Source organism: Bacteroides sp. AF39-11AC, assembly GCF_003474285.1.
GTDB lineage: Bacteria > Bacteroidota > Bacteroidia > Bacteroidales > Bacteroidaceae > Bacteroides.
This window is the reverse complement of sequence record NZ_QROH01000005.1, coordinates 41,322-66,551: the sequence shown is the minus strand read 5'-3', so window position 1 is coordinate 66,551 and position 25,230 is coordinate 41,322. Positions and strand designations below refer to the sequence as shown.

At 38.1% G+C, this 25,230-nt stretch carries 27 protein-coding genes; 2 read left to right on the top strand and 25 right to left on the bottom strand.

All coding sequences use genetic code 11. The features are described 5' to 3' along the window. Positions 1–138 precede the first annotated feature (138 nt). From gmd to DW036_RS11260, 25 genes are all read right to left on the bottom strand, one after another. On the bottom strand, positions 139–1,209 hold the full coding sequence (gene gmd, locus DW036_RS11380; RefSeq protein WP_118464423.1) for a GDP-mannose 4,6-dehydratase: 1,071 nt from the start codon (positions 1,207–1,209) through the stop codon (positions 139–141). Positions 1,210–1,291: 82 nt separating this feature from the next. Then, a complete protein-coding gene (locus tag DW036_RS11375) occupies positions 1,292–2,422 on the bottom strand; it encodes a DegT/DnrJ/EryC1/StrS aminotransferase family protein (RefSeq protein ID WP_118464421.1) in 1,131 nt (376 codons plus the stop codon). Positions 2,423–2,509: 87 nt separating this feature from the next. Next, positions 2,510–3,103, bottom strand: a complete 594-nt coding sequence (locus DW036_RS11370; protein ID WP_118464419.1) for an MBL fold metallo-hydrolase — start codon at positions 3,101–3,103, stop codon at positions 2,510–2,512. 1 nt (position 3,104) lies between these two features. After that, a complete protein-coding gene (locus tag DW036_RS11365) occupies positions 3,105–4,316 on the bottom strand; it encodes an acyl-CoA reductase (protein WP_233560398.1) in 1,212 nt (403 codons plus the stop codon). A gap of 4 nt (positions 4,317–4,320) precedes the next feature. After that, positions 4,321–5,406, bottom strand: a complete 1,086-nt coding sequence (locus tag DW036_RS11360) for an acyl-protein synthetase (RefSeq protein ID WP_118464415.1) — start codon at positions 5,404–5,406, stop codon at positions 4,321–4,323. 7 nt (positions 5,407–5,413) lie between these two features. Continuing rightward, complete coding sequence (locus tag DW036_RS11355; protein WP_233560397.1) at positions 5,414–6,823, bottom strand: AMP-binding protein; 1,410 nt, start codon at positions 6,821–6,823, stop codon at positions 5,414–5,416. Continuing rightward, on the bottom strand, positions 6,820–7,791 hold the full coding sequence (locus DW036_RS11350; protein WP_118464413.1) for a transketolase family protein: 972 nt from the start codon (positions 7,789–7,791) through the stop codon (positions 6,820–6,822). The genes DW036_RS11355 and DW036_RS11350 overlap by 4 nt, the downstream gene beginning before the upstream one ends. Continuing rightward, on the bottom strand, positions 7,788–8,603 hold the full coding sequence (locus DW036_RS11345) for a transketolase (protein ID WP_118464411.1): 816 nt from the start codon (positions 8,601–8,603) through the stop codon (positions 7,788–7,790). The genes DW036_RS11350 and DW036_RS11345 overlap by 4 nt, the downstream gene beginning before the upstream one ends. A gap of 11 nt (positions 8,604–8,614) precedes the next feature. Further along, entirely contained in the window at positions 8,615–9,367 is a 753-nt protein-coding gene (locus DW036_RS11340) for an SDR family NAD(P)-dependent oxidoreductase (RefSeq protein ID WP_118464409.1), read from the bottom strand. Continuing rightward, on the bottom strand, positions 9,354–9,593 hold the full coding sequence (locus DW036_RS11335) for an acyl carrier protein (RefSeq protein WP_118464866.1): 240 nt from the start codon (positions 9,591–9,593) through the stop codon (positions 9,354–9,356). The genes DW036_RS11340 and DW036_RS11335 overlap by 14 nt, the downstream gene beginning before the upstream one ends. 7 nt (positions 9,594–9,600) lie before the next feature. Then, complete coding sequence (locus tag DW036_RS11330; RefSeq protein WP_118464407.1) at positions 9,601–10,347, bottom strand: SDR family NAD(P)-dependent oxidoreductase; 747 nt, start codon at positions 10,345–10,347, stop codon at positions 9,601–9,603. 3 nt (positions 10,348–10,350) lie between these two features. Further along, positions 10,351–11,406 (bottom strand): ketoacyl-ACP synthase III, encoded by a 1,056-nt coding sequence (locus tag DW036_RS11325; RefSeq protein ID WP_118464405.1) that lies wholly within the window; start codon positions 11,404–11,406, stop codon positions 10,351–10,353. Between the two features lies 1 nt (position 11,407). After that, positions 11,408–11,638, bottom strand: coding sequence for a phosphopantetheine-binding protein (locus tag DW036_RS11320; RefSeq protein WP_118464403.1), 231 nt, complete (start codon positions 11,636–11,638; stop codon positions 11,408–11,410). Between the two features lie 37 nt (positions 11,639–11,675). Further along, positions 11,676–12,326, bottom strand: coding sequence for a serine acetyltransferase (locus tag DW036_RS11315; protein WP_316242756.1), 651 nt, complete (start codon positions 12,324–12,326; stop codon positions 11,676–11,678). Positions 12,327–12,330: 4 nt separating this feature from the next. Next, positions 12,331–12,939 carry a sugar transferase gene (locus DW036_RS11310; RefSeq protein ID WP_118464399.1) on the bottom strand — a complete coding sequence of 203 codons (609 nt, stop codon included), beginning with the start codon at positions 12,937–12,939 and terminating at the stop codon, positions 12,331–12,333. Beyond that, positions 12,929–14,080: a glycosyltransferase family 4 protein gene (locus DW036_RS11305; protein ID WP_118464397.1), complete on the bottom strand. Its 1,152-nt coding sequence runs from the start codon at positions 14,078–14,080 to the stop codon at positions 12,929–12,931. The genes DW036_RS11310 and DW036_RS11305 overlap by 11 nt, the downstream gene beginning before the upstream one ends. Beyond that, complete coding sequence (locus DW036_RS11300; protein WP_118464395.1) at positions 14,065–14,781, bottom strand: glycosyltransferase family 2 protein; 717 nt, start codon at positions 14,779–14,781, stop codon at positions 14,065–14,067. The genes DW036_RS11305 and DW036_RS11300 overlap by 16 nt, the downstream gene beginning before the upstream one ends. Continuing rightward, entirely contained in the window at positions 14,782–15,966 is a 1,185-nt protein-coding gene (locus tag DW036_RS11295; protein WP_118464393.1) for a hypothetical protein, read from the bottom strand. It abuts the gene before it with no gap. Continuing rightward, positions 15,963–16,763 (bottom strand): glycosyltransferase, encoded by an 801-nt coding sequence (locus DW036_RS11290; RefSeq protein WP_118464391.1) that lies wholly within the window; start codon positions 16,761–16,763, stop codon positions 15,963–15,965. The genes DW036_RS11295 and DW036_RS11290 overlap by 4 nt, the downstream gene beginning before the upstream one ends. Positions 16,764–16,767: 4 nt before the next feature. Next, entirely contained in the window at positions 16,768–17,880 is a 1,113-nt protein-coding gene (locus tag DW036_RS11285) for a DegT/DnrJ/EryC1/StrS aminotransferase family protein (protein WP_118464389.1), read from the bottom strand. Then, the gene (locus tag DW036_RS11280; protein ID WP_118464387.1) at positions 17,881–18,924 is read right to left on the bottom strand and encodes an acyltransferase; all 1,044 of its coding nucleotides are present in this window, start codon (positions 18,922–18,924) and stop codon (positions 17,881–17,883) included. 9 nt (positions 18,925–18,933) lie between these two features. After that, the gene (locus DW036_RS11275; protein WP_118464385.1) at positions 18,934–20,379 is read right to left on the bottom strand and encodes a lipopolysaccharide biosynthesis protein; all 1,446 of its coding nucleotides are present in this window, start codon (positions 20,377–20,379) and stop codon (positions 18,934–18,936) included. Between the two features lie 94 nt (positions 20,380–20,473). Further along, positions 20,474–20,620 carry a dTDP-4-dehydrorhamnose 3,5-epimerase family protein gene (locus tag DW036_RS25945; RefSeq protein WP_233560430.1) on the bottom strand — a complete coding sequence of 49 codons (147 nt, stop codon included), beginning with the start codon at positions 20,618–20,620 and terminating at the stop codon, positions 20,474–20,476. 64 nt (positions 20,621–20,684) lie between these two features. Continuing rightward, positions 20,685–21,173, bottom strand: coding sequence for a UpxZ family transcription anti-terminator antagonist (locus DW036_RS11265; RefSeq protein WP_118464383.1), 489 nt, complete (start codon positions 21,171–21,173; stop codon positions 20,685–20,687). A gap of 34 nt (positions 21,174–21,207) precedes the next feature. Then, the gene (locus DW036_RS11260) at positions 21,208–21,744 is read right to left on the bottom strand and encodes a UpxY family transcription antiterminator (RefSeq protein ID WP_118464381.1); all 537 of its coding nucleotides are present in this window, start codon (positions 21,742–21,744) and stop codon (positions 21,208–21,210) included. 813 nt (positions 21,745–22,557) lie between these two features. Between DW036_RS11260 and DW036_RS11255 the strand changes: the two genes are divergently transcribed. Then, positions 22,558–22,917, top strand: a complete 360-nt coding sequence (locus DW036_RS11255; protein ID WP_118464379.1) for a hypothetical protein — start codon at positions 22,558–22,560, stop codon at positions 22,915–22,917. 115 nt (positions 22,918–23,032) lie between these two features. Continuing rightward, the gene (locus DW036_RS11250) at positions 23,033–25,198 is read left to right on the top strand and encodes a VapE domain-containing protein (RefSeq protein WP_118464377.1); all 2,166 of its coding nucleotides are present in this window, start codon (positions 23,033–23,035) and stop codon (positions 25,196–25,198) included. The last annotated feature ends 32 nt before the right edge of the window (positions 25,199–25,230 follow it).

Here is a 25,230-nt window from a genome sequence, read left to right as displayed (position 1 = left end):
TGATTATTTTTCTAAAGATTGACATCCTCTCTTATTTATCGTTAACATTCTATTTTGACGTGTCACCTTGCGATGCTTACGTACACAGAACCGAAAAATACACAATGAGCGAATACCAAACGCAGACAAATCTGTTACTTACTTTTTAAGATATAATTTCTTCACAAACTTCATATCATGCGTCACCATTATCCTCACAAGTTCAGAAAAACTTGTTTTCGTTGGATTCCAACCCAATACAGTTTTTGCCTTAGTAGGGTCACCCAATAATTGCTCAACCTCGCAAGGACGAAAATATTTAGGATCAACCTCAACAAGCACTTTACCGGTACTTACATCAATGCCCTTTTCATCAACACCCTCACCTTCCCAACGAATTTCAATGCCAGCCTCTCGAAATGCTAAAGTAGTAAATTCACGAACGGTATGCATCTCGCCTGTAGCTATCACGAAGTCTTCCGGCGTATCATATTGAAGAATAAGCCACATACACTCTACGTAATCCTTCGCATATCCCCAGTCACGACGAGCATCCAGATTACCTAAATATAACTTATCTTGAAAACCTTGTACAATACGAGAAACAGCAAGAGTTATCTTTCGAGTTACAAAAGTCTCTCCTCGACGTTCGCTTTCATGATTGAACAGAATACCATTCACAGCAAACATTCCATAACTCTCACGGTAATTCTTGGTTATCCAGAAACCGTATTGCTTAGCTACTCCGTATGGACTACGCGGATAGAAAGGAGTGGTCTCCTTTTGAGGAATTTCCTGTACCTTACCATAAAGTTCTGAAGTAGAAGCCTGATAAATTCTTGTCTTCTCCTCTAAACCAAGAATACGGACAGCTTCAAGCATACGCAGTGTGCCCACCGCATCAGCTTCGGCCGTATATTCAGGAACATCAAAAGACACCTTTACATGACTTTGAGCAGCAAGGTTATAGATCTCATCGGGCTGCACTTGTTGAATAATACGAATCAATGAACTACTATCCGTCATATCCCCATAATGGAGATTTACTAATCGTTGTTGTTTCATATCACGCACCCATTCATCCAAATAAAGATGCTCAATACGTCCTGTATTAAATGAAGAAGAACGACGAAGAATTCCGTGAACTTCATACCCCTTTTCTATTAAAAACTCAGCAAGAAATGAACCATCCTGACCAGTGATTCCAGTTAGTAATGCTACTTTTTTCATACAATTATTCTACAGCGAAGATTTATCTTAATATTTTTATGAATTATTTCAAACCCAAGAATGATACCTGCCCAATTTCGGTCTATACCCTCTTGATCATATTCACTACCTTTTCAACGTCTTCTTCTGTCAACATTGGTCCGGAAGGCAAGCAAAGACCAATGTCAAACAGACGTTCACTCGTACCATTGCCATAAAATGGAGCATCCACAAATACAGGCTGCAGGTGCATCGGCTTCCATAACGGACGTGTTTCAATATTTTCAGCATTCAATTTCAGACGAATGTCCTCTCTTGTCTTTCCGGCTATTTTCGGATCAACCAAGATACAGGTCAGCCAAAAGTTTGACTGAAAACGATCATTCGGATTCTGCATCACTGTTATTCCGGGTACATCTTTCAACAAATTCGTATAAAGTGCCTGATGGGCACGACGCCGAGCAATGTGTTCTTCCAACACAAACATTTGTCCTCTCCCAATACCAGCACAGATATTACTCATACGATAATTATAACCGATGTGTGTATGCTGGTAGTGTGGAGCGGCATCCCGGGCTTGGGTTGCATAAAATTTAGTCTGCTTCGCTTCCTCTTCCGTACGACAAATCAGTGCACCACCACCTGAAGTCGTTATCATCTTGTTTCCATTGAACGAAAGAGCAGCCAATTCTCCAAATACTCCACACATCTGTCCGTTTAATTTAGAGCCGAGAGCCTCCGCAGCATCTTCCAGCACCGGAATATCATACCGATGTGCAATCTCCATAATTTCGTCCATCTTGGCCGGCATACCATATAGATGTACCGGAATGATTGCTTTTGGCAATTTCTCGGTTTTACGCAAACGGTCTTTGATAGCCTCTTCCAGCAATACCGGATCCATATTCCACGTATCTTTTTCACTGTCCACAAACACTGGTTTAGCTTCCAGATAAGAGATTGGATTTGCCGATGCCGCGAATGTAAAGCTCTGGCAAATCACTTCATCACCCGGTTTAACACCTAGTAAAATTAGTCCTAAATGTAAAGCAGCTGTCCCAGCGCTCAGTGCCACCACCTGACGATCGTCTTGTAAATAGTCAGCCAATGCTTTTTCAAAAGCATCTACATTCGGGCCTAAAGGTACCACCCAGTTTGTGTCAAATGCCTCTTTTATAAAGTCTTGCTCACGGCCACCCATGTGAGCAAGCGAAAGCCAAATTCGTTTGTTCATAACGAAAATTATCTATGTTTATTTGATCTTCTTACGTAGTAAGGGATAAAAAGGAAAGAAATAAGACGCAACAATTGTATCCAATATTTACGCATACACAATATCTCCATGCCCAGGATAAAGACTACATCCTACAGAAAGTTCCTTTATTCTCTCCAACGATTTAAAAGCCTGCTCTTTATTACTTTTAGGAAAATTTGTGATTAAGTCGTATTGTGGTAAATAAGAGTCACCTGTAAAAACAGCATCTCCCACTTTAAAGCAGAGTGCACTCCAATCATGACCAGGAGTTTCAAAAGCCATCAACCGTACATTCTCCCACAACTGCACTTCTTGCCCTTCCTGTAATATTTCCACATTGTCAGACCGAAAGACAAATGGTCGCAAATTATAGCGAGACATATTTAGTTTATCAGACCCTAGTCCCTCCTTTCCACGGTATGATGTGTAAACCATTAATTCAGGAAATACATTAGCCAAACGATTTAATCCATAAATGTGATCAAAATGAGTATGAGTCAATAACACACCTTTAAGTTTTTTGCTATTTAAAGCCAAATAATTACAAATAGGGTCTACGTCACCTGCGTCTATCAACCACACTTCAGGCGAATCGTCACTATACAGCAAGTAACTATTAGAGCTGAAGATACTATTTACAATTCTCTTAATTTCAAGCATATTATAACACAATGCACTCTCGAGATAAGGTTTGTATCAAGTTGTAACCATCCCAAGTAAAAGAGAAACTTGTAGTTTCTCCCAATGGCACAATCCGATCGATGCCCACCAACCGATTATCCACCACAAACCGATCCAGTTCCTCTCTATTCAGCCCATAATAAGCCAATGTCTGATATCTATTTTTCACGATAGCCGCCATTTCATCCAAAGAAGATGCCACATATTCGGAGAAATAACCACCTGCACATCTGAACTCGTCAATCACAGGCGAAAGTTGTTTTAGTTTCACACGTACAAGCGTATTATCTTCTATCGGCTCTTTTTGAATATCCATCGCTATGGCCTGCCGATAGAAAGCAGTCAACTTGTCTACCGCCAATACAGCCTGAAACTCATATTTCCTTTTCACTTCATCCTGAACGGCAGTCCAGAATATTTCTTGTGCTTTCTCCATGTTCTCTAACTTTCCCAACCAGACGATGAGGTGGGGGGCAGAGCAGGCATTCTGATCAAACAAATACGTGTCGTTATAGAAACTTTCGGCTACTTTCCTCATATTCCTCTCATTCACCAGCTCATCCGCATTTATGACAGCCATAGAGTAACGATCGGCAAATGTCACATCGAACGACCGCGCAGGTATCTGGCTCTTACGGATTTGGTTAATCGTATCATCGCCTCCCCAAATAACTCTTACATGACAAAAAGAAGAGAAAAAAGCAGTAGCATCACTGCTTCGGTCGTATTTAACCAAAGCAATTCTGTCGAACACTTCCCTGTAATCCTGACTCTCAGCCATCTCAATCAGATGCCTCACTATCAAATCGACCTGTGGGAACTCCTTCGACGAAACACGCACCACATTATGGTTGCCGCTTAATAAGCCAGCAATCAATGAGTATCCAAAATTAATAGGTACATTAGAGGGCGCCACATGAAAAAGTACCCCCCTTCCCAACCGAATAGATCCACCGGAGATTTCATTATCTGCACCTACATATTGTTTCTTTTGTGCCAATAGATTTGCCTTTCTGCAAAAGAAAGCAAATGTAATTACATCCGGATATATCCGACTTTGTTTATCTTTCAGCAAAGAGGCAGAAAGCGCATTCAAACAATCTATTACCTTCTCCGAAAAAAGCACATCAGGCTTTGCACAAGCCCACTGTTCCCAATCCAATTTCAATGGAAACAAAAGCTTAATATTCAAATTATCAGAATTTAGCAGCATACGTATCACTACATCCGCGGATCTCCGCATTTTTAATTCGACCCATTATTTTAAAATATTTGCCTTTCCTTCCGCAAGGACAATCATCTTCGCCAAGAATCATCCCTTCATCCTCCGTAAGAAGCACATGCCCGGGATAACTTTCCGGAAGTACAGATACCACTTCAATAATTCCTTTTTCTCCATAAGGAGCCAATGAAAAATCGTTGGCACGCCGTATAAGGATGTCCGAAAACACTGGGGCATGCAAATGCCCACATTCACATTCCATATAAATGCTGCCCGTTTGCTCCACCATTCCATAGTAATCGTGTACATTATTTGTATCGATACCGCAGGCGTCGGAAAGCCTCTTTTTGAACTCTTCGGGAGACACAGATTCGTATATCAGTTTTTTCCATCCTCCTCCATGAATCAAAATGCCTTTCGACAAATCGGGCTTATATTCCGTCGCCAAGAGTTGTTTGTAGAAGTGCTGCCAGATCATAAAAGTAAATCCGAACATAAAAATAGGCTCTCCCTCATGCTCCTCCAGAAATTCTCTAAGCAATGGAATATTCAATTGCATCTCTTCATCCAACGCATATATCTTTTTTGAGCCAAACATCGAAAAGCCAAGAATACCTGCCCCCCGGGCAGAAAACATATTGCGATTTTTGACCACTCCACTCGAATCGAGTATCAACATCGGGACGCGTTTGGTTCCGATAAATGAAGAAACAATTTTAGTCAAAGCTTTCGTTTGGTTAGTCGATGTGTCCCGGTCTAAAAAGATACGAGACACTTGCTGTCCTGTTGTTCCCGAAGAAGTCATCGTCTTCACTACCTCCTCTTTATCAACACTGCAAAGCTCGAACTCCTTAAACAGCCTCACCGGAAGAAACGGAAGTTTATCGTATTCAGGAAGGTGATTTATATCCAATTTCTGCGCATCAATCATTCTGCGATAATCACTGCACCGCTCATAATGCTGCAAAGTCAACACCTGCAACCTTTCATTCAACAACAAGCGCTTTGCCTCTTTATCCAATGAATAAGGAGGTATGTTCAAAATATCATTCAAATTCATTTAAAGACTAATTTAGTAAATTAGAGAGTTCAGCATATTGCACCTTACCCGAAGGATTTTTAGGAATTTCTTCTATAACCCGAACCGCAAAAGCACGAACGTTCAATCCAGTCTTCTTCATCAGCAGAGATTTGATTTCTTCTTCTTTGCCCTGCTCCGTTGTAAACACAGTAATCTTATCATCGACGCCGACACAAGCACACGATGTTGTAATGTCTTTAACAAGCTGTTCGGTTGCATCCAGATTCACCCGATTGCCATATATTTTTACGAAGCGTTTCATACGCCCCGTTATATAATAAAATCCATCTTCATCTCTACGGGCAATATCTCCTGTATATAATACACCTGAATTTTCGTCACCTTTTGCCAAGTCCTCCCGGCATTCGGCATAACCTAATGAAACATTAGCACCGGTATAAACCAATTCCCCGTCCTTATTTACGTCCTCTATCTCATCTCCCCTTTCGTCAATCAACAAGAACGATCCACCTGGAATGGCAATGCCTATACTACTATATTTTTCGAGTGCTCTGTCAAAGGGTAGATAACTCATGCGGGCAGTCGCTTCCGTTTGCCCGTACATCACAATAAATTTCTTTCCCGAAGCAGCCGCTTGTTCCATATACTCTTTTGCCAGATCAGCATTCAGTTTACCTCCTGCCTGCGTCATCGTTTTCAACTCTGGCAAATCCATACGGAATATGCGAAGACGCTTAAGCATTTCATAAGTATAAGGAACACCTGCTATAGAAGTTGCTCTCTGCTCCTTTACAAAAGTCCAAAACTCTTTTTGGATAACAGGTTTATCCGTTAGAAGAATAGTCGCGCCTTTCAACAAATGGCTATTGATAACCGACAGTCCATAAGAATAATACATCGGGAGCGAAGTTACAGGTCTCTCGTCGGCCGTGATATTGAGATACTCGGCTATTGATTCGGCATTGCTCCTTATATTGTCATAACTCAAACGAACGAGCTTAGGGCTACCTGTACTTCCGGAGGTAGTAAGTAAAACAGCGAGTTCACTATGAAGTTCTATCGGATCATTACTATAAGAAGTAAGAGTATAATTAAACACCGAATATTCTATTTTGCCATACTCCGGAGAGTAAACAGAAGTAGGCAGCCAAATATAAGAAGGTTTATATATAGCCAGCAACCTATTCATCAACTCCATGTCCTTTGAAGCATCCAGCATCACCGGGACAATACCTGTTTTGAGAAAGCTATAATAGCCCAGTAATGAACCTATTCCATTTGTACACAAACAGAATACAAGTCTACGTGCTATCAAATGGCATGAAAGTTTATTTGAACAATCATCTAATTCACTATAACTTAAGGTACGCCCATCATCTGCAACAATGGCTTTTCTATTTAGGTACATTGCATGATTCCAAATTTGCTTCTTCATCCTTTATACTTACCCATAATATCCTCAGCCAATTGCTGAGGAAGCAATCTATTTTGTCCTAACAAATTCTCATACTCACCTGCTATGTTAAAAACATCATGTATACCCAATCTTAACAATTTAGGATAAGCAGTAAACTCCGACAACACTTCAGCGATGGCTCCTCCCAGTCCTCCAATGACATTATGTTCTTCTATTGAGACAAATAATTTGGCAGATTGATTATCACGAATAGCATTGATATCGATCGGTTTTATTGAATGCATATCCACTACTTTCACCCTAACTTCTTGCTCTTGTAAAATATCAGCCACAAGTAAAGCCTGATAGACCATTACTCCAGTGGCAAATATCACAATATCCTCCCCCTCTCTAACTGTATTCGCACAGCCTATCACATAATCGAACTCCTCTTTATACACTATCGGACAATTGAGCCCCCCTGTTAAGCGTATATAAACTGAAGTATCGTGCTTTAAAGAAGCATCAAACGCTTTTACTGCAGAACCTGCATCAGCAGGCGACAGTACGGTCAAGTTAGGTATAGCACGCATCACGGCTAAATCTTCTACAGAATAATGCGTATTACCTGAATATGCTTGAATTAATCCGGCACCCGACCCAATCACGATGACCTTTAGCCCCATATAACCCAAATAATGCCGTATCTGCTCACAGCTACGCAATGAAATAAATGTTGCATAGGTTGTCACAACTGGGTGGTAACCTTCTGCACTCAATCCAGCAGCTATTCCAAGCATATTTTGTTCAGCAATACCAATATTCAAAAATTGTTCAGGATATTTACTTGCATATCTATCCAAGCCAGATAAAGATGCCAAATCAGCAGTTAGAACCATCAACTGAGAATCATTTTGAGCTGCATCTAATGTAGCCATCCCAAAAATAGATCCTCTTTGTCCCAACCGAGAGTAGATTTTTGCTTTTGTAGAATTTAATACACTCATAATGGTAATTCAGATAATGCTTGTTCATATTGTTGCTGTGAAAGAGTTGAATGATGCCATTCTTTTTTATTTTCCATAAATGACACACCTTTCCCTTTTACTGTATGAGCTACTATAGCAATAGGAGTATTTTTATTTCTCTTTTGAAAAGCCTCACATAAGGCATTACAATCATGTCCATCAACTTCTATTGTGAAAAAGCCAAAGGCCCGAAACTTTTCCACCAATGATAAATGATTCATCACATCTGTCGTTAAACCATCATACTGCAGACCATTACAATCGACTATTACAGTCAGATTATCCAACCTATAATTTGAAGCAGACATAGCCGCTTCCCAAACTAACCCCTCATCACACTCGCCATCACCCACAATCGCATATACCCGATTATTAGTCGCTTTCTTTTTGGCAGCGATAGCCACTCCCACAGCAAAAGACAGCCCCATACTTAAACTTCCTCCTGAAAATTCAATTCCATACTGAAGATTCCTTGTTGCATGCCCATGAAAATGAGAGCCGTTTGATTCGAAAGAATCAATATCTTCTTTGGTTAGATAGCCAGCAAATTCCAATGCCGTATAATACGCCAAAACACAATGTCCTTTACTGACAATCAATCGGTCTCGTTCTTCATTTAGTGGTTGAGCTACGTTATATTTTAGCACCTTACCATACAATGTTGCGAAAACTTCAATAAGAGAAAGCCCACCTCCTAAATGAGCCCCATTCTTTCCCGATCGCAAAGCAACCTCTAATGCTCGTCTACGGAGCTGAAGTGCTAATTTATCTAACTGTTCAATATTCGTCATAAAAAAGAGTATTACATACCACCATCTGCTCTAATTATTTGCCCTGTTATAAAAGATGATTTATCTGATGCAAGAAACAATGCTAATTCTGCGATTTCTTTAGGATCGCCCAAACGATTCAAATCCGACCGACCAACCATTTCTTTCCAAGCCTTGTCTTCCATTTGACCTGCCATACCAGTATCTGTTAATCCAGGAGCAATTGAGTTAACTCGAATATTATAAGGAGCAAGTTCACGCGCTATTGTTTTCGTAAAACACATCAGAGCTGCTTTACTGGAACCATAAGCCGTATAACCAGCAAAATTCTCTAAGCCAGCAATAGATCCCATATTAATGATACACCCCTTCTTCTCCTTCAACATTATCCGAGAAACCAGTTGAGTTATTAAAACATGAGAGAAAAAATTAATTTGAAACACCTCTCTTAATTGTTTCATAGAGGTCATCTGCAAAAAAGCACCAGTCGCAATCCCGGCATTATTCACCAGAATATCAATCTTAACTTTTTTCTGTACCAAACTTTTCATTGCAGCCTTTATTTCTTCTTCATTCGAAATATCAAAAACCAACAATTCAATACTAACAGCATACTTCAGAGACAGTTCTGAAATGAAAGAGATAAAATCGGGAGTTTCCTTTCTTACACAAGCAATAATTGATGCTCCCTCACTTACGAAAAGAGATAATATCTCCTTTCCAATTCCTCGATTACAACCTGTGATTAAGGCTGTTTTTCTTTCTAAAGAATTAGAATTGCACATTATATTTTGTCTCTAATATATTTTTCCCTTTCTCATAAGAGGAGAAATCAATTATATCATCTGTCTCCATCATAATATCAAATGCTTCTTCAATATTAGCCACTAATGACATATGACCAACTGAATCCCAAAGCTCCGTTCCCTGATAAGCTAAACCAGTCAATTGGTCTTCACTAATTTCTAACGACTCACAAAACACCTCATTGTACTTTTTCAAATTATCCATATTCATTTTATTTTAATGTCAAACCTCCATCAATAATTAAATTCGTACCAGTTATCCAGCTAGACGCATCGGATAACAGGTAAATTATAGCAAATGCAACATCACAAGGATCCCCATAACGCCCAAGAGGATAGTTTTTTATATCTTCTTCCAACTGTTCTTTTGTTACAATCTCAGAATTAAGTATTTCCGTACTAATCATAGCCGGGCAAACAGCATTAACCCGAATTTTTTTAACAGACAAATCCAACGCAGCATTCTTTACAAATGCACTAATAGCACCTTTCGTAGCAGCATACATCGAATTGCCCACAGAAACGGTTCCCAAACCTGCTAAAGAACTAGTAAATACAACAGAAGAATGAGTCCTTAATTTCTTTTGCTTCAATAGTTTTTGTAAAAGCATAATCGGGGCTATCGTATTAACTTGCATGATTGATTTTAGAGTATCCTCCTTTACAAATTGCAAAGGGAGTAACTTTGTAAAACCAGCATTATTAATTAGGCCTTGTATTTCAGATATGCGAGAAACCATATCACCAATTGCATCAGAATCAGATAAGTCACAGAAATACATTTCATGACCATTACCCTCAAGAGAGTCAAAAGTCTTCTGTAAACGTTCTCTATTACGAGCTGTAATTATCACTTTCGCACCAAGTTTAGAACACTCTATAGCAGTTGCGCGACCAATACCTGAAGAAGCTCCAGTTATCAGTATCGTCTTATTCTCTAATGAAAAGGGATTATACATCTATTAATGCTCTATTAATTCTGGACAAATAATACAGTTCGTTTCAAAATGTACGCTCCCCCAAGCTAAACCTACGCCAAAGGCACAAGCTATATTATTTAGCTTACGCGTACTAAAAGCTTCCTGACATTGTGTCACTATAGTAAGAGGAATAGAAGCACCAGACGTATTACCAAAGTTTTTCAAACTATAAGGTACTTTTGAAAGATCAATCTTCAATTTTTTGCGGATCTTTTCATTCATATATTGATTCGCTTGATGAAAAAAATAATAATCTATACTCTCCCTATCTATATCATAATATTCGCACAACGATTGTACGCTTTTAGGAGCAACAGACAATCCAAAGCTGAATACATTCATGCCATCCATTCTACAGTCAATACCACGTCGTATTTGGTTAGAACCATATTCTACAAATTTCAAAGCCTCTTCTGTTACTGGATTGCGTAATCCTCCATAAGGCGTCATGATTGCCTGAAAGTCTTTTCCTCTTGTTCCCTGTTGAAATTGTAGTACAGGCGCATCCACTGCATATTCAATCGCAGTAGCTGTTCCTGCATCACCAAAGAGAGGGCGTGTTTCTTTATCTATAGGAGAATTAAGAAGTGTAGAAACATCTCCACACAGAATTACAGCACGCTTCAAATTTCCTAATGAAATCATAGAAGATACAGTACTCAATCCCACAACCCATCCAGGGCATCCTTGACGAATATCAAAAGCAATACATTCTTCAGAAAGATCCAATAATCCTTGTAATACATTAGCTGTGGGAGGTGTAATATAATCAGCTGAAGAAGAAACTAAAACCAAGACATCTATACTTTCTCTCTCCCAATTAAGTTTGTCAATCAAACAATTAAAGGCTTCTTTACAAAGATCTGATATAGTTGTTCCATTCTCAACTGTTCGTTTTCTTTCAATCCCAGTCTGGTTTATCACACGGACAGCTTCACCTTCTTTAAATACCGGAAGATTGAGATTCTCCTCAATATTTTTAGGCACACAAGCTGCAATTCCTCTTATAGCAACATTAGGAATAGATAAAAAAGCCATCTTATATCCTTGATTTTACTTTAGTATACAAATCTTCTATTGTTTCACTTTCTCGAATATCATTTCCATTTATCATGACATCATATTCCTCATCTATCATTGCTATAATGGAAAGTGAAGATAAGGAAGACCACTCTTCCAAACAGCGAAACTTTGTATTAGGTGCAAATTCAGCAACATCAGTATCGTCAAACTGTTCTGCAAACTTTTCAATAAAATCTTTTAATTCCATAACTTATTATTTAAATAAAAATTAGACAATCACATCATCAATACTCTACAACAGTTGCAGGAACCCCCATATAAGTTTTGTTATCTTTTGTTGCACGAATAACAATACTTCCAGCACCTATTATCGTATTATTTCCAACTTTCTTTTTTTGAAGTAAAACAGAAGACACTCCAAAATAATTTTCATTACCAATATGGGTGTCTCCTGCTATCCTAACTCCAGTCATAAAAGAGTTAAAGTCATCAATAACAGCATCGTGCCCCACCGTTACCCAGCCATTAAAAACATTAAAATTCCCAATGTTTACATGACAACTTATAGTGCAATTCCAAGAAAGAATATTTCCTATACCTATTTTCATATTTTCTTTATCAACAAGGCGAACATCTGGCGCTATAATATTAGGAAACTCTATATTTGCATTACGTATTTTTTTTACAATTCCAGCAACGCCACGAGGATTCCCGATAGCTATAATAACAGAAAGGGCCGAAGGGTAACTATTCAAGAAATCAATGCCTCCTAATACCGTTCCGTATTCATTAGTGGCACCAACCTCTTTCACATCATCAATAAACCCTATAAAATTCCATATAGGATTATCGCCATTTATTGTATTTAACAAACAAGCGACTTCACGACCAAGACCACCAGCACCATAAATTGCAATATTTTTCATTTTTCTCATTTTACTAATTATTCCCTATAAAGACATCCATTGTAATTGAAGAACTCGAATTAATCCCTTCTCTAATAAAAACTTTTTTCATCGTCAAGACAAGGATTCTCAAATCAAGTAAGAAAGAACAATGATCTACATACCACACATCCAATTCAAACTTCCTCGTCCATGATATTGCATTTCGCCCATTCACTTGTGCCCATCCCGTTATTCCCGGACGAACTTCATGCCTACGCATTTGTTCCTTACTATATAAAGCCAAATATTGGGGTAACAATGGGCGGGGACCAATCAAAGCCATATCCCCTTTCAAAACATTGACTAATTGAGGTAATTCATCAATAGAGGTGGAACGAATAAACTGACCAACCTTAGTTAGTCTTTTCTCATCCGGCAAAAGATTCCCTTTTGTATCTCGTTCGTCTGTCATTGTTTTAAACTTGATTACTTTGAATATTTTTCCATTTTTACCCGGACGTGCCTGAAAGAAAAAAGCTCCTGCACCTTTGTTGGCAAAGTGAAGCCAAAGAGTAATAAGCAACAATAGTGGCCAAATAACGAGCAAAGCAACAGAAACGACTACTACGTCCATCAAACGCTTAATAAGGCTACGATACATACTGTTTCGCATTTCTATAGGTATAACTTAACGAAGCTTTCAGTGAACTATCAGAATAGCTTTTCCAAAGATTATGATTAGCCTTTAGTTCTCTCACAAAATGCGACATTTCAATGACTTTCTCTTTTGTAAAACATTTCCCGCAACCATGTTCCTCTACCAATCGGGCCAATTCTGATTCTTCGGGTGCTATACATAACAAAGGACTGCCTACCGCAAGTAAATTATAGGTTTTGCTCGGTACACTTGCCAAAGCTGTTTCATCAGTCAAAGTTATAATCGATACATCAGCCGCACTCAAAGAGTATTTCAATTCCTCTGAAGGTTGCCATGACAAGAAACTGCAATTCTCCAGTCCTTTCTCTTTAACCCACAACATTAGTTCAGCCTTTTTCAATCCTTCCCCAATGATGAGAAAAACAATATCATCATCTTCTCTAAAGGTTTCTGCTATTTCAATAATAGATGCTACATTATGTGTAAATCCTATATTTCCAGAATACATTACAACAAATTTATGTAGTAGGTCATGTTTTAAGATAAAAGGATTTTCCATTTTTTCAATCCGAGGCAAAGAGTCCATTCCCATCCAATTGGGTATTACTAATATCTTATCTCTACCACAATACGCTAACAACAAAGTAGCCATACCTTCACTTAGTGTATATACCCTATCGGCATTTCTATATATCCGCTTATTAATTTTTGCCCAAGCCTTGTATATCAAAGAGCTTTCGTGTATTCCAATATTATTCAATGCATCTGGGTATACATCATAAACGACAACAGAATACTTACGCTTAAGAATCAATGATGGAAAATAAGACATAGGTGGATTAGTTACATAAACAATTTTATAGTGCCTATATTTCCAAAGCAACAAGAAAAAAATTTGTAGAGTGGCTATTAACCATGTTAACGTACGCATAAAGAATGAAGTACGAATATAGGTAGCTATCTTATGTACTTTAACAGACTTGTCCAACTCTCTTGCCAATATATTACAACTGCCTGCTAACAAAATAACATCAGGATATTTCCGGGCATAAGCATTCACTATATCAACCATTAAATATCCAGTTGACTGGTTTATCAGAATCACTCTATCCTGAGCACTTTTTTGTTTTACTTTTTTCTCCATAATAAAGCACGACGTCCTATTTGTATCAAGAAATACAAACGATACCACAATTTTACACATAGAGAAGCACTGCTTTTTTCAGAAGTAGGCGAAGCATTTCCTCCATGTCTTCTATACAACAATAAAACATCATCTACAGCAATCGACCTATAAAAAACCTCTGCGCATAGGCCAATCCAAATGTCATGCATCGCAATCTTTTTAGGAAATGGCAGAACCGTATCTAATACTTCTTTCTTAAAAGCCATGCAACATCCTAAATAATGATTATCATAGAGATTATTAATAAATCCCTTCCTATCACTTCCAGAGAAAAAGAATTTTTCTTTAATCACATTGAGCTCTTGATCCACAATAGAACAATTGCTAACTACCACATCATATTCCTTAAAATAAGAAGTCATTACTTTAACTTTGTTAGGTAACCAAACATCATCTTGATCTGATAGAAAAATAATATCACCCGTTGCATGCTTCAGTGCATTTTCAAAGTTTCTGATAGGAGATGCATATCTAATGCCTGACAATATTTTAATTCTTGAGTCATTAAATGATCTAATTATTTCCAACGTTCTATCTGTAGAGCAATCGTCCGAGACTATCAACTCATCATTTTCAGAAAGCTGAGCAAGGATCGATTTTATTTGTTGCTCTATAAATTGTTGTCCATTATAAGATGCAAGGCAAACTGATGTTTTCATTTACTCTTTTTTACGTAATAAATACAGAGCAATACAGTTGAGTAACACACAAGCCGGATGCATTAAAAGAGGATTACCCACTGAAGGAAATAGATACCCCATACAGCCTAATGAAAGGGATGAATTGAAAACATTCTTTCTATGATAAACATTCCGACAAGCCTTAAACAACACATAAACCCAATTTAAGAAAAGTACACAGGAAAAAATTCCAAACTTATGAATAAGATTTATATAAGTTAACTCAAAACCATATTCAGCTTCATCATTTCGAGAAAAATTAGGTATCACTGCACCAAGTCCTTTTCCCCACCAACTGACATCCTCAACAATGTATGCCAATTGCAAATACCGTATTTCATTTGAATCATCTTCCGTGTCAAAAATATTCATAACAATATTGACATAATCAGAAGTCACCAGCACCAATACAATTAACACAAACAGAGCCACAAAAAAAAAGACATTATTTGACATCTTTCCGGATGTCATTTTTTTACCATATAAAAGAATTGGAGTTAAAAAGATGTAGAAAACTCCGGCAAGCATAAATCCTTTTGAAGCCGTAACGAAATATAGAACAAAAGTTGTTAACAATAAGAATAAAATATAACTTCTATGCTTTATGCCTTGCAACAAAAATATGTGCTTCTCCATTCTTCCTATCAACAAGTATACAAATGAAATGAACCATAACGAGAACCCAACCGATAGGTCAGTAAAATAGACTCTCAATTGCCCTGTACTTGAACCTTGATTAATTCCACCCAGAAAACTATACAAAAATGCAGCGTTGATGTCAAAAAGACCTAAAGTGTAATATATAATTGCAATTATTGAGGTAGAGATTGTTGTGATTTTCAGTACATTTACTAATTTAGCAACAGAAACATCCAATATAATTAATACATAATATAAAAGATAGCAGAACATCCCCGCAAAATTAGCAACTATGTATGATACTTTATTACCATTATAATACCCCATAAAAAGGCCATAAACCCATATAAGAAAAAAGCTCATAGGAATAAAATCAATTCCCCGTTTATATTTTATTTTTATATGTGTTGCCAGTAGATAAAAAAGAGCTGATATAAGAATCAAAATCAGCAATGCATAACAATAACCTGAAGGTAAATTTAATCCTAAAACAAGAAACAAGACAAATAAAAAGCTCTTTCTCATCTTATTCCAAGTCTTTTACACAACAATATACACTCACAAACAATTAATTGCCATACCAATATCACTGAAATTTTCAAATTGAATTTCGGAATTAGTTTTTTTAAAGTATTAATCCAGTTTGAATACTGGTATATAGCCGATTTAGTTCCCCATATGCCACCCGAATTAATTCTATAACATGCCATAACATCTGGCAAAAAAGCAATTTTTCCATATTCGGATAACAATAGCCATAAAACATAATCAGCAGTAATGCATTGGGATAGCAACTCCAACCTTAACTTACTACTTTGATTTCGAAAGACAACGGAAGGAGTATTTATATAGTTTGTTCGTGCAATATCACATTGAGTCATAGAATATTTTCGCGGAATTCTGGATAACTCTATTTTTTCTCCTGTAACTAATTTAACTCGATGATAGCAGATAGAATATTCTGCATGCTGTTCCAAAAAAGAAACTTGCTTCTCTAATTTCAAAGGATCTATCCAATAGTCATCTCCTTCACATATCGCAATATATTTGCCTCTGGCAACAGAAGCAAATATATATTCCCAAATATTCTTGCCTTGCGAATACCAATTCTCTTTTCTGTATATATTACGAAACAATGAAGGATATTTTGCTTCATATTCCTTCACTATATCAGGAGTTGCATCTGAGGAAGCATCATCATGAACTATTATTTCAAAAGGAAAAGAAGTCTTTTGCATTATAAAACCGTCCAAGGCATCCCTTATATAATCTTGATGATTATATGCGGTACAAACAACGCTAACCAAAGGTTGACTATTCATAATATCATCTATTTTCTATTATTGACAAGATTCGCTCCACATCACTGTCCAATAAATTAGGATGCATCGGCAAACAAATAATCTCTCCCGCTTTTCGAGTAGCAACAGGAAGGTTCGCTGAAGCCGCAGAAGGCAATCCTCTATAAGTAGAAAAAGTACTTATCAAAGGGTAAAAGTACCTTCTTCCTAAAACACCTTTCTCTTTCATTTTAAAATAAAGCTCATCGCGAGTCATACCATATTCTCCCGCATCAATAAAAATTGGGAAATAAGAATAGTTATGCCGTACCCCCTGAACATCACTAATGAAAGAAATACCTTTTTCTCCAATTAATCTATCACGGTAACAAGTCGCAATCTGGTGGCGTCTATCAATGGCTTCATCAACATGTTTTAAGCCTAATAGCCCATACGCTGAACGAATTTCATCCATCTTACCATTTATGCCAGGAGCAACTATAGTGGTCTCACCTGCAAAACCAAAGTTCTTCAGATAATCAATACGTTTTTTCGTTTGCTCGTCATGACAAACTAAAGCTCCCCCTTCAATCGTATTATAAACTTTCGTAGCATGAAAACTTAATGTTGACATATCGCCTGCCTTTAAGACTGACTCTCCTTGAATTTCTACTCCAAAAGCATGGGCTGCGTCATAAATGACTTTCAGTCCATACTTGTCTGCTATTTCTTGTATACGTAGCGTATCACAAGGAGTTCCATATACGTGCACCGGCATAATAGCAGTCGTCTGGGGGGTAATAGCTGCTTCTATTTTGTCGGGATCAAGATTACATGTTAAAGGATCAATGTCTACAAAAACAGGTTTTATTCCATTCCACCACAAAGAGTGTGTAGTAGCAACAAAGCTATAAGGAGTAGTAATAACCTCGCCTGTAATGCGCAAAGCCTGTAAAGCTACCATCAAAGGCAAAGTACCATTAGTAAATAAACTTATATAAGGAACCTTTAAATATTCGCATAAAGCATTTTCTAATTCTTCATGATAATTTCCGTTATTGGTAAGCCATTTACGCTCCCAAATATCTTTCAGATAAGGAATAAACTCTTCTAAAGGAGGAAGAAGAGGAGAAGTTACTGTTATATTTTTATTCTCCATTTAAATATCACATTTTTTTTTGAATAAACGTTTAAATAATGGCTTTTCCAAGTATTTAATTCTCAACACATCAATAAAAGTACATATTGAATAGATGGCCACTACAGACAAACACATATGTAACCACAAATAAGAAGATGTAAAATAGTCTGTATTTCTTAGAAAATCTTTCCAAAGCCATTGACGCATGACATCTGAGTTCGCATGAATAATAAGTACTCCTAATGAGGAAGCAGCCACTATATTAATCAACCTATTATAACCTATATGCATATTTTTAAAATATAGAAACAAGAAAACAGCCATTGCAAAAACAGGAAGTTTATTAGCATCCGAAAGCATATATGTCCAACCTTCAAAGTGATATTTGACACCTACATAATCTACGACTAATATGCTTAGCCAAATAGTCAAAAGAGAAATTAAAGCAAAAAGGCTCCATGGAAGTTTAATTTTATCTATATTATACATTCTGATATACGCACCTACACAATAGCATGTAAATGCCCATCCAAAATAATTCCACGTATGCTGCAAAAAAAATGTATCAGCTATTACAAAATATAGAAGCAATATTAAGAGCAAAAAAGTAAATTCTGTACGCGATAATGATTTCAAACATTTATTTATAATCGGGGAAAGCAAATACACAAGCAGATAACTAGCAATGAAATCCACAGGAAGAGTGAATACAAAAGGAATAATTTGAAGAATTTGCTTCAAACTAAAATAGTAACCTCCCCAATAATATAAAAGAAAAGAAATTATAAGACTATAAAATAGTACTTGAAATATTAATTTGTATATTTTTTCATATTTCCGTTCACCTTCTATCATGAAATAGCCGGAAATAAGCAAAAACACATTTACACCAACTTTTCCACCAAATGCCATAAATTGTATTAATAATGTATTCCCTGTGATATTTTTCATATCTATTACCTCAGTGAAGCCAGAGTTTACACAATAATGATGCAATACAATCAATAACATAGAAACAATTCTAAGCAACTCTATATTTGAACTTCTCTGTATATTTGCCATCTTCTTATTTTATTTCTTAAGAATAGTTAAAAACAGTTGCTTCATCTCCATATACTCTTTTAATCTACATTTTTCATTAATAAAAATCAGTAATATAAAGCCTGTTACACACTGAATAAAAAATGTAAAATAGATAGACAAATTCAAAAAAGAAAGGCACCAAATAGTACCTGCTACGAATGAAGCTATAAGAAATGTCGGAAAAATATCTTTGATTTGATTCATCGTTGAATAATTCACCAAATGCCCCGAATAATAGCTATTCAAAAAGAAGGAAATAACAGAAGTACATACAGCTCCCCACAGCATAAACTTTATACCTAGAGTAATTCCTAAAACAATCGGGAGTATAGCTACTATTTTTTTTATAACTTCTAACTTTAAAAACAAATCAGAACGCCCCTTTACTTGTAAAATATTCAAATTAATCGCATGTAAGGGATACAACATTTCGGCAAAACACAAAATCTGTAAATATGGAACTGCAAATAGCCATTTCTCCCCTATAAGAATCAGAACTAACGGTTTTGCTAATGCAGCAAGCACTAACATACAGACAAACGTTATCAACATTGTCGCTTTTATAATCTTTCGATAAGCTTCTTGTAAGCGAATAGCATCTTCTTGAATAGTGCTCAAAACTGGATAACTAACTCGTTGAATTACAGAAGTCAAGTTACTGGAAAATATAGAAGTAAACTGTTCTGCACGAGTATATTGCCCCAACTGATCCGCAGTATAAAATCGCCCTATTACAATATAGTAAATATTTTTATAAATAGTATCAATAAGCCCGGATAGTAGCAATTTAGAACCAAAGCCAAACAAATTTTTAAAACTATTATACGAAAACTCCCATAAAGGTTTCCACTTGCCGTATATCCACAAAAAGAGCGAATTCAGCACTTGTCGAGACAGTTGCTGTCCTACCAAGCTCCAAACGCCACAATGATAAATAGCCATACCGACACCAATAACACCACTCAGCATAGAAGAAATCAGTGAAATTTTTGTTTGCGTCTTAAAATCAACAGCTTTTACTAATATAGTACGTTGAATAATAGAACAAGCATTCACAATAAGTACAAGCCCCAAAACTCGAGTCACCGGTATCAATAAAGGTTCTGAAAAAAAATTACTAATGAAAGGAGCACATACATAAAGAACAAGATACAAAACACCAGAAACAACTAAATTAAAGTAGAAAGTAGTATTATAATCAAGCTCCACAACATCGTTTTTACGAATCAAAGCATTAGAAAAGCCACTGTCTACGATAGAATTAGAAATGGCAATAAAAATCGTCAACATGGCCATAATGCCATACTCCTCAGGAGATAATATACGTGCTAAAACAAGACTTACAAGAAAGGAAATACCTGAACTTGATATGTTATCAATAAAGCTCCACCCTACTCCTTTTGCAGTCTTATTTTTTAGTGTTGTTTCTGACAAAATATTCCTATCCTTTGTACATCATTTCATAATACTTCTCATACTCTCTGCTCGTAATAGAGTCCATCCACTCTCGAATATTCAGATACCATTCTTAAAACCGAATGGCGAGAACTTTTCTCCGAAAAAATAGTTTCTTCTCTCTCAGTTTTTTCCAAGTAATTCCTAAAGTAAAATCATTCCAGGCAATAGCACCTTCACATAAGGGCGTATATAGATTATCACACTTATATTGAAAAATAACGTCTTCACTTTATACAGAAAAGCCATGAGTAAGACCACGATATCGACCATTTATCGACTTTTCATTCATTAACATATTCCCACGAATAAGGATTATCAACCACATTCTGAAACTCAACAATAGCTTCTCGCTGTTCAGGAGTGAGCGATACAGAATCCCAAGAAGCAATGATAGCACGTCCCTCGTCAGCCAAAGGCGCGTCGAACACTTCACCATAACAGGCAATAAGTAGACGAAGCTTCAGCAATGAAGCAGGAAGAGCATCAAGTATATCCCAACAACGATCCAGAACTTCCTGAACGTGTTTCTGTTTTTCGCCATGATCTACGAATGAGGCGCTGTAACCCATTAGGAGAGCAAGACAGACATTCGCCTGTTCCTCAACTGCGGAACCTTTAGCACCGAAGTTATACAAAGCCGTGGTTAAGCGGTAAACTTCACCATTACGACGAGAAAGGTCATCGCTGTAGATAGGACTCCCGTCCATACCTAAATACATCAGATCGTGCGCTGCACGCTGAAGAGTGATTGCTTCTTCGGAAAGAGACATGATTAATTAAAAATTAAGAATTAAAAATTAAAGATTAGCCGATTACTTCTATAAGGTTAGGATGGATGGTAGCCATGGCAACAGCGATGACTCCTTGTATCTCGATGACCACACGGCGGTCACGCGCACCTTTCACTTTCAGGAAAATACCCTCCTGACCCTCGAAGTCACCACCGATAATGCGAACTTTGGTACCTTTCGACAAATTCAATTCATCAGGCTGGAAGTATAGAAGATGATCGTTGTAGGTTCCGGCTACGGCAATGAAACGTTGCATCTCACTGTCAGGGATGATTATCTTTTGACCGCTACGGGTATCGGTGATATATTGCAAGTAAGTAACTTTTGACTTGACACGCTTCACCTCGGAAGGACAGGCATGGACAAAAAGCAGATTGTGAACGACGGGAACCAGAACACGGACTTTCTTCCCTTTCTTCATGCTGATCTTGTATTGCATAGGGATGAAACAGCCCAACTTTTCTTTTTCAAGCAGACGCATGGCATCAGGTTCTCTGCGATAGGTAGCACGCATAGCATACCATACTTCGGTTTCTTTATCCGTTTCCATTCGGTGGTTTTCTTTAAAAAGGGTGTTTTCTCGGGGCTTTGAAGCCCTTGTATACACTTGAACTTCAATCACTTGCGAACGCTTTATGTAGAATACGGCAAGCTTTGCGCCCCTCTTGCCTATTGATTTTCCATAGCTGTGCATTACCTTAAGTTTCTTACAGGTAAAAAGCTATAGACGAACAGATTAAAGAGAAATATTGTCTTTTAATCGTTCGTTTAAAAGATGGCATTTTAGCCTGTATCCGACCTAAGATTCTTTCGGCAAAAAGACAAGTGTAAAATCACAATTTTATTTCAAGGGTAACTATTTATAGATTAGTAATATATGACACATACAAAAGACCTAATCGATTTTATTTATCAGAATATTTTGTTGTTTCATTTCAAGGCATTATCTTTGTGCACATTAAACGAACGATTAAAAAACACCCTACATTTACTACAATTATTTTTGAAACACAAGTTTTCATTTCGTTTCATTTATCTATTTCAATTATTGCAGCCTTATCCCAATAACTTCCTAATATCGCATTTTTCTTTTATAATAATGTACGTGTGCATACATACGCACAGGCGCGTATTTCCCTATTTTTTCTTTAAACCTTGTTACACACACTTTATATCAATAGGTAGGTGGGGCTACCACCTATTACATCATTTTGTGTATCACACATAGAACAAAAAAGTTTCATTTTTCTATACCAGCATGAGCGATTTTACGAGAATAACCGTTAATTTTGCTTTCGAATGCAAATTTAAAATAAATTACTAACATCTAAAATTGTGGTTTTATGACTAAAAAAACACAATCTTGAGCATTGAGCTCATGAGTAAAGACGCCTGTGGCATCGAGATCGAGAGAAAAGGAAACAGGATCGACATCCTGTTGGTTGAAAATGAACCGGTTGACCAGCAGGTCGTAGTCAGGGCGGAAGAAAGAATAGAGTTTCTCATTCCCTGGATAAACATGCTTATCCATCATAAAAAAGAGGCGGGACTCAAAGGGACAAAGCAACTGGCAAGGAAGCTGTACCGCATGGCAAGGTTCGAGAAAGGAAAGCATGAGGAAGGATTTCTGACGATGGAAAGCATTAATACCGAAATCATTAGCTTAAGGAAAAAAATCAGGGAAGAGAAAGCGGGAATGGAAAAGAAGAAGAAAAAGAAGTAGGAATTCAAAATTGTGCAAAAACGCCTTTTCGGTGAAAAAAGGCGTTTTTGCCATTCCGAATATTATACCCTACTTCGCGCTGCCAACAAGGCAGACTAAAACAACTAACAAAGAGATGGAAAATATTCCGGTTACCGCATACAGCGGATTCAGCAACGTTCGGGGAGAGATAACCCTGAGAAAAGTAATTGAAAACATCACAAAGGGAATACACGCTAAACTTGTATTCAAAATAAGACTGCTCGTCAGCCAGGGAAAGACGGAAGAGGCAAACAATGTGAAGAAGCAATTGCCATTCTACACCATCACGGCAGGATACAGCGAAAAAAGACAAGCTTACAGCATCACAAGGTACACGCACGTTATCCTGTTGGATATTGACGACCAGCCCGAAGAGAAGCTGGAAGACTTGAGGGAGAAAATCAACAAGGATCCTAACACGCTGGGCAGCTTCCTCACTCCAAAAGCACATGGATTCAAGATATTCGTGTTCCTGCAGACGGAAGATGCCACCACTCTCAGGGAGACATTCTCTAATGGAGAAAAGGATTTCTCAGCGTTGGAAAAATATCACAGGATGATGTATGATGCCTGCAAGGAATACTATGAAAAGTTACTGGATGTGGAAGTGGACGGAAGTGGGAAAGATATTTCAAGGGGATTCTTCACTTCTTTCGATGAAAAGGCATACCTGAATGAAGAACTTATGAAAGAGGTCGATGAGATGCTGACCGGTATTGTGCCGCCTGAAAGACCGCAGATGGGGAAAAAGAAGAGTGGTAAGGTGGTAAGTGATAAGGTGATGAGTGGGAGTAATAAGGTGGTAAGTGATAAGGCGGAAGCCGAGCCGTGGGAAAGGATGGAATTCAACAAGGCGGTGCTTGCAGTAAAGAGGATTGCCAAATTCGAACCGGGAAACAGGGACAGCTTCATATTCGCTCTGGGAAACAAGTGTTATGCAAAGGCATTGGAAGAAGAGGTGGCAATTCGGTTGGCTCAGGAAAATTTCGGCAGTGAAGGGTTCGATGTGGCTGTGCCCATACACAACGCGTACGTCTATACCGACAAGACGGAGGAAGCAGCCATCCATCATAAGGAAGAGAAGCCGGATATCATCAACCAAGTACTCGACTTCCTGAAGGCACATTATGATATCCGAAGGAATGTAATACTGGACAGGCTGGAATACCTAAACTTCGATGAGAAAGAAGAGGGATGGAAAGGCAGGTTCCGACCTATGAGGGCAAGAAGCTACAACTCCATATTCCTGGCCTTGCAACTGGCAGGAATCAAGTGTTTCAGGAATTATCTGCAGGCGGTCATTGACTCCACCTATGCAAGGGATTTCAACCAGTTCACAGACTACGTAGAGAAACTGGAACCCTGGGATGGGGAGACTGATTATATCGGCCGGCTGGCGGATACGGTACAGGCGGAAGACCAGGAGTTCTGGAAGGAAAGTTTCCGAAGGTGGTTCGTGGGAATGCTGGCATGTGCACTGCAAGATGAGCAGGTCAACCATCTTGTGATCATCCTGTACTCCGAACAGGGAAAAGGGAAAAGTACTTGGATACGCAGGCTGTTACCTCCCCAGTGGAGGGAGTATTACCGGAACGGAATGGTGAACCCGGACAACAAGGACCACCAGTTGCTGCTCAGCACGCACCTCATCATCAATATGGAAGAATTTGAAGGGGCCAGGATAGGCGATCTGGCAGGGTTGAAACGGGTCATCACGCAGGAAAGCGTGACGGAACGGAAAGCATACGACATGCAGGCATACAATTTCATACGGCATGCATCCTTCATTGCCAGTACGAATAATCGACAGTGTCTGCAGGACATAGGCGGGAACCGGCGTTTCCTCCCCTCCTCCATCATTACACTGGATTATCGCACACCGGTCAATTATGAGGGGATATATGCGCAGGCCTACGCGTTGATAAAGGAAGGATACCGGTACTGGTATGAAGGAGAGGAAATAAACGAACTGAACAGACACAATGAGCTGCACCGTATGAAAGATCCCGTGGAGGAAAACCTGCTCGTATACTTCCGCAAGCCGCAACCGCAGGATTACTGCATAAAGTGGATGCCGGCGGCAGCCATACTCAGCAAGATAGCCATTTACGGAAAGATACAGGTGAACAGGCAGACCATACAGACATTGGTAATGTCACTGGAAAAATACGGATTCCGGACAAGAAGGAATGGACAGGGAAGCACGGAATATGAAGTGGTGGATATCCAAAACGATGAAGTGGACAAGGGATTCAAATAAATGGAACCGGGTACTGTCAGACATAAGTGCAT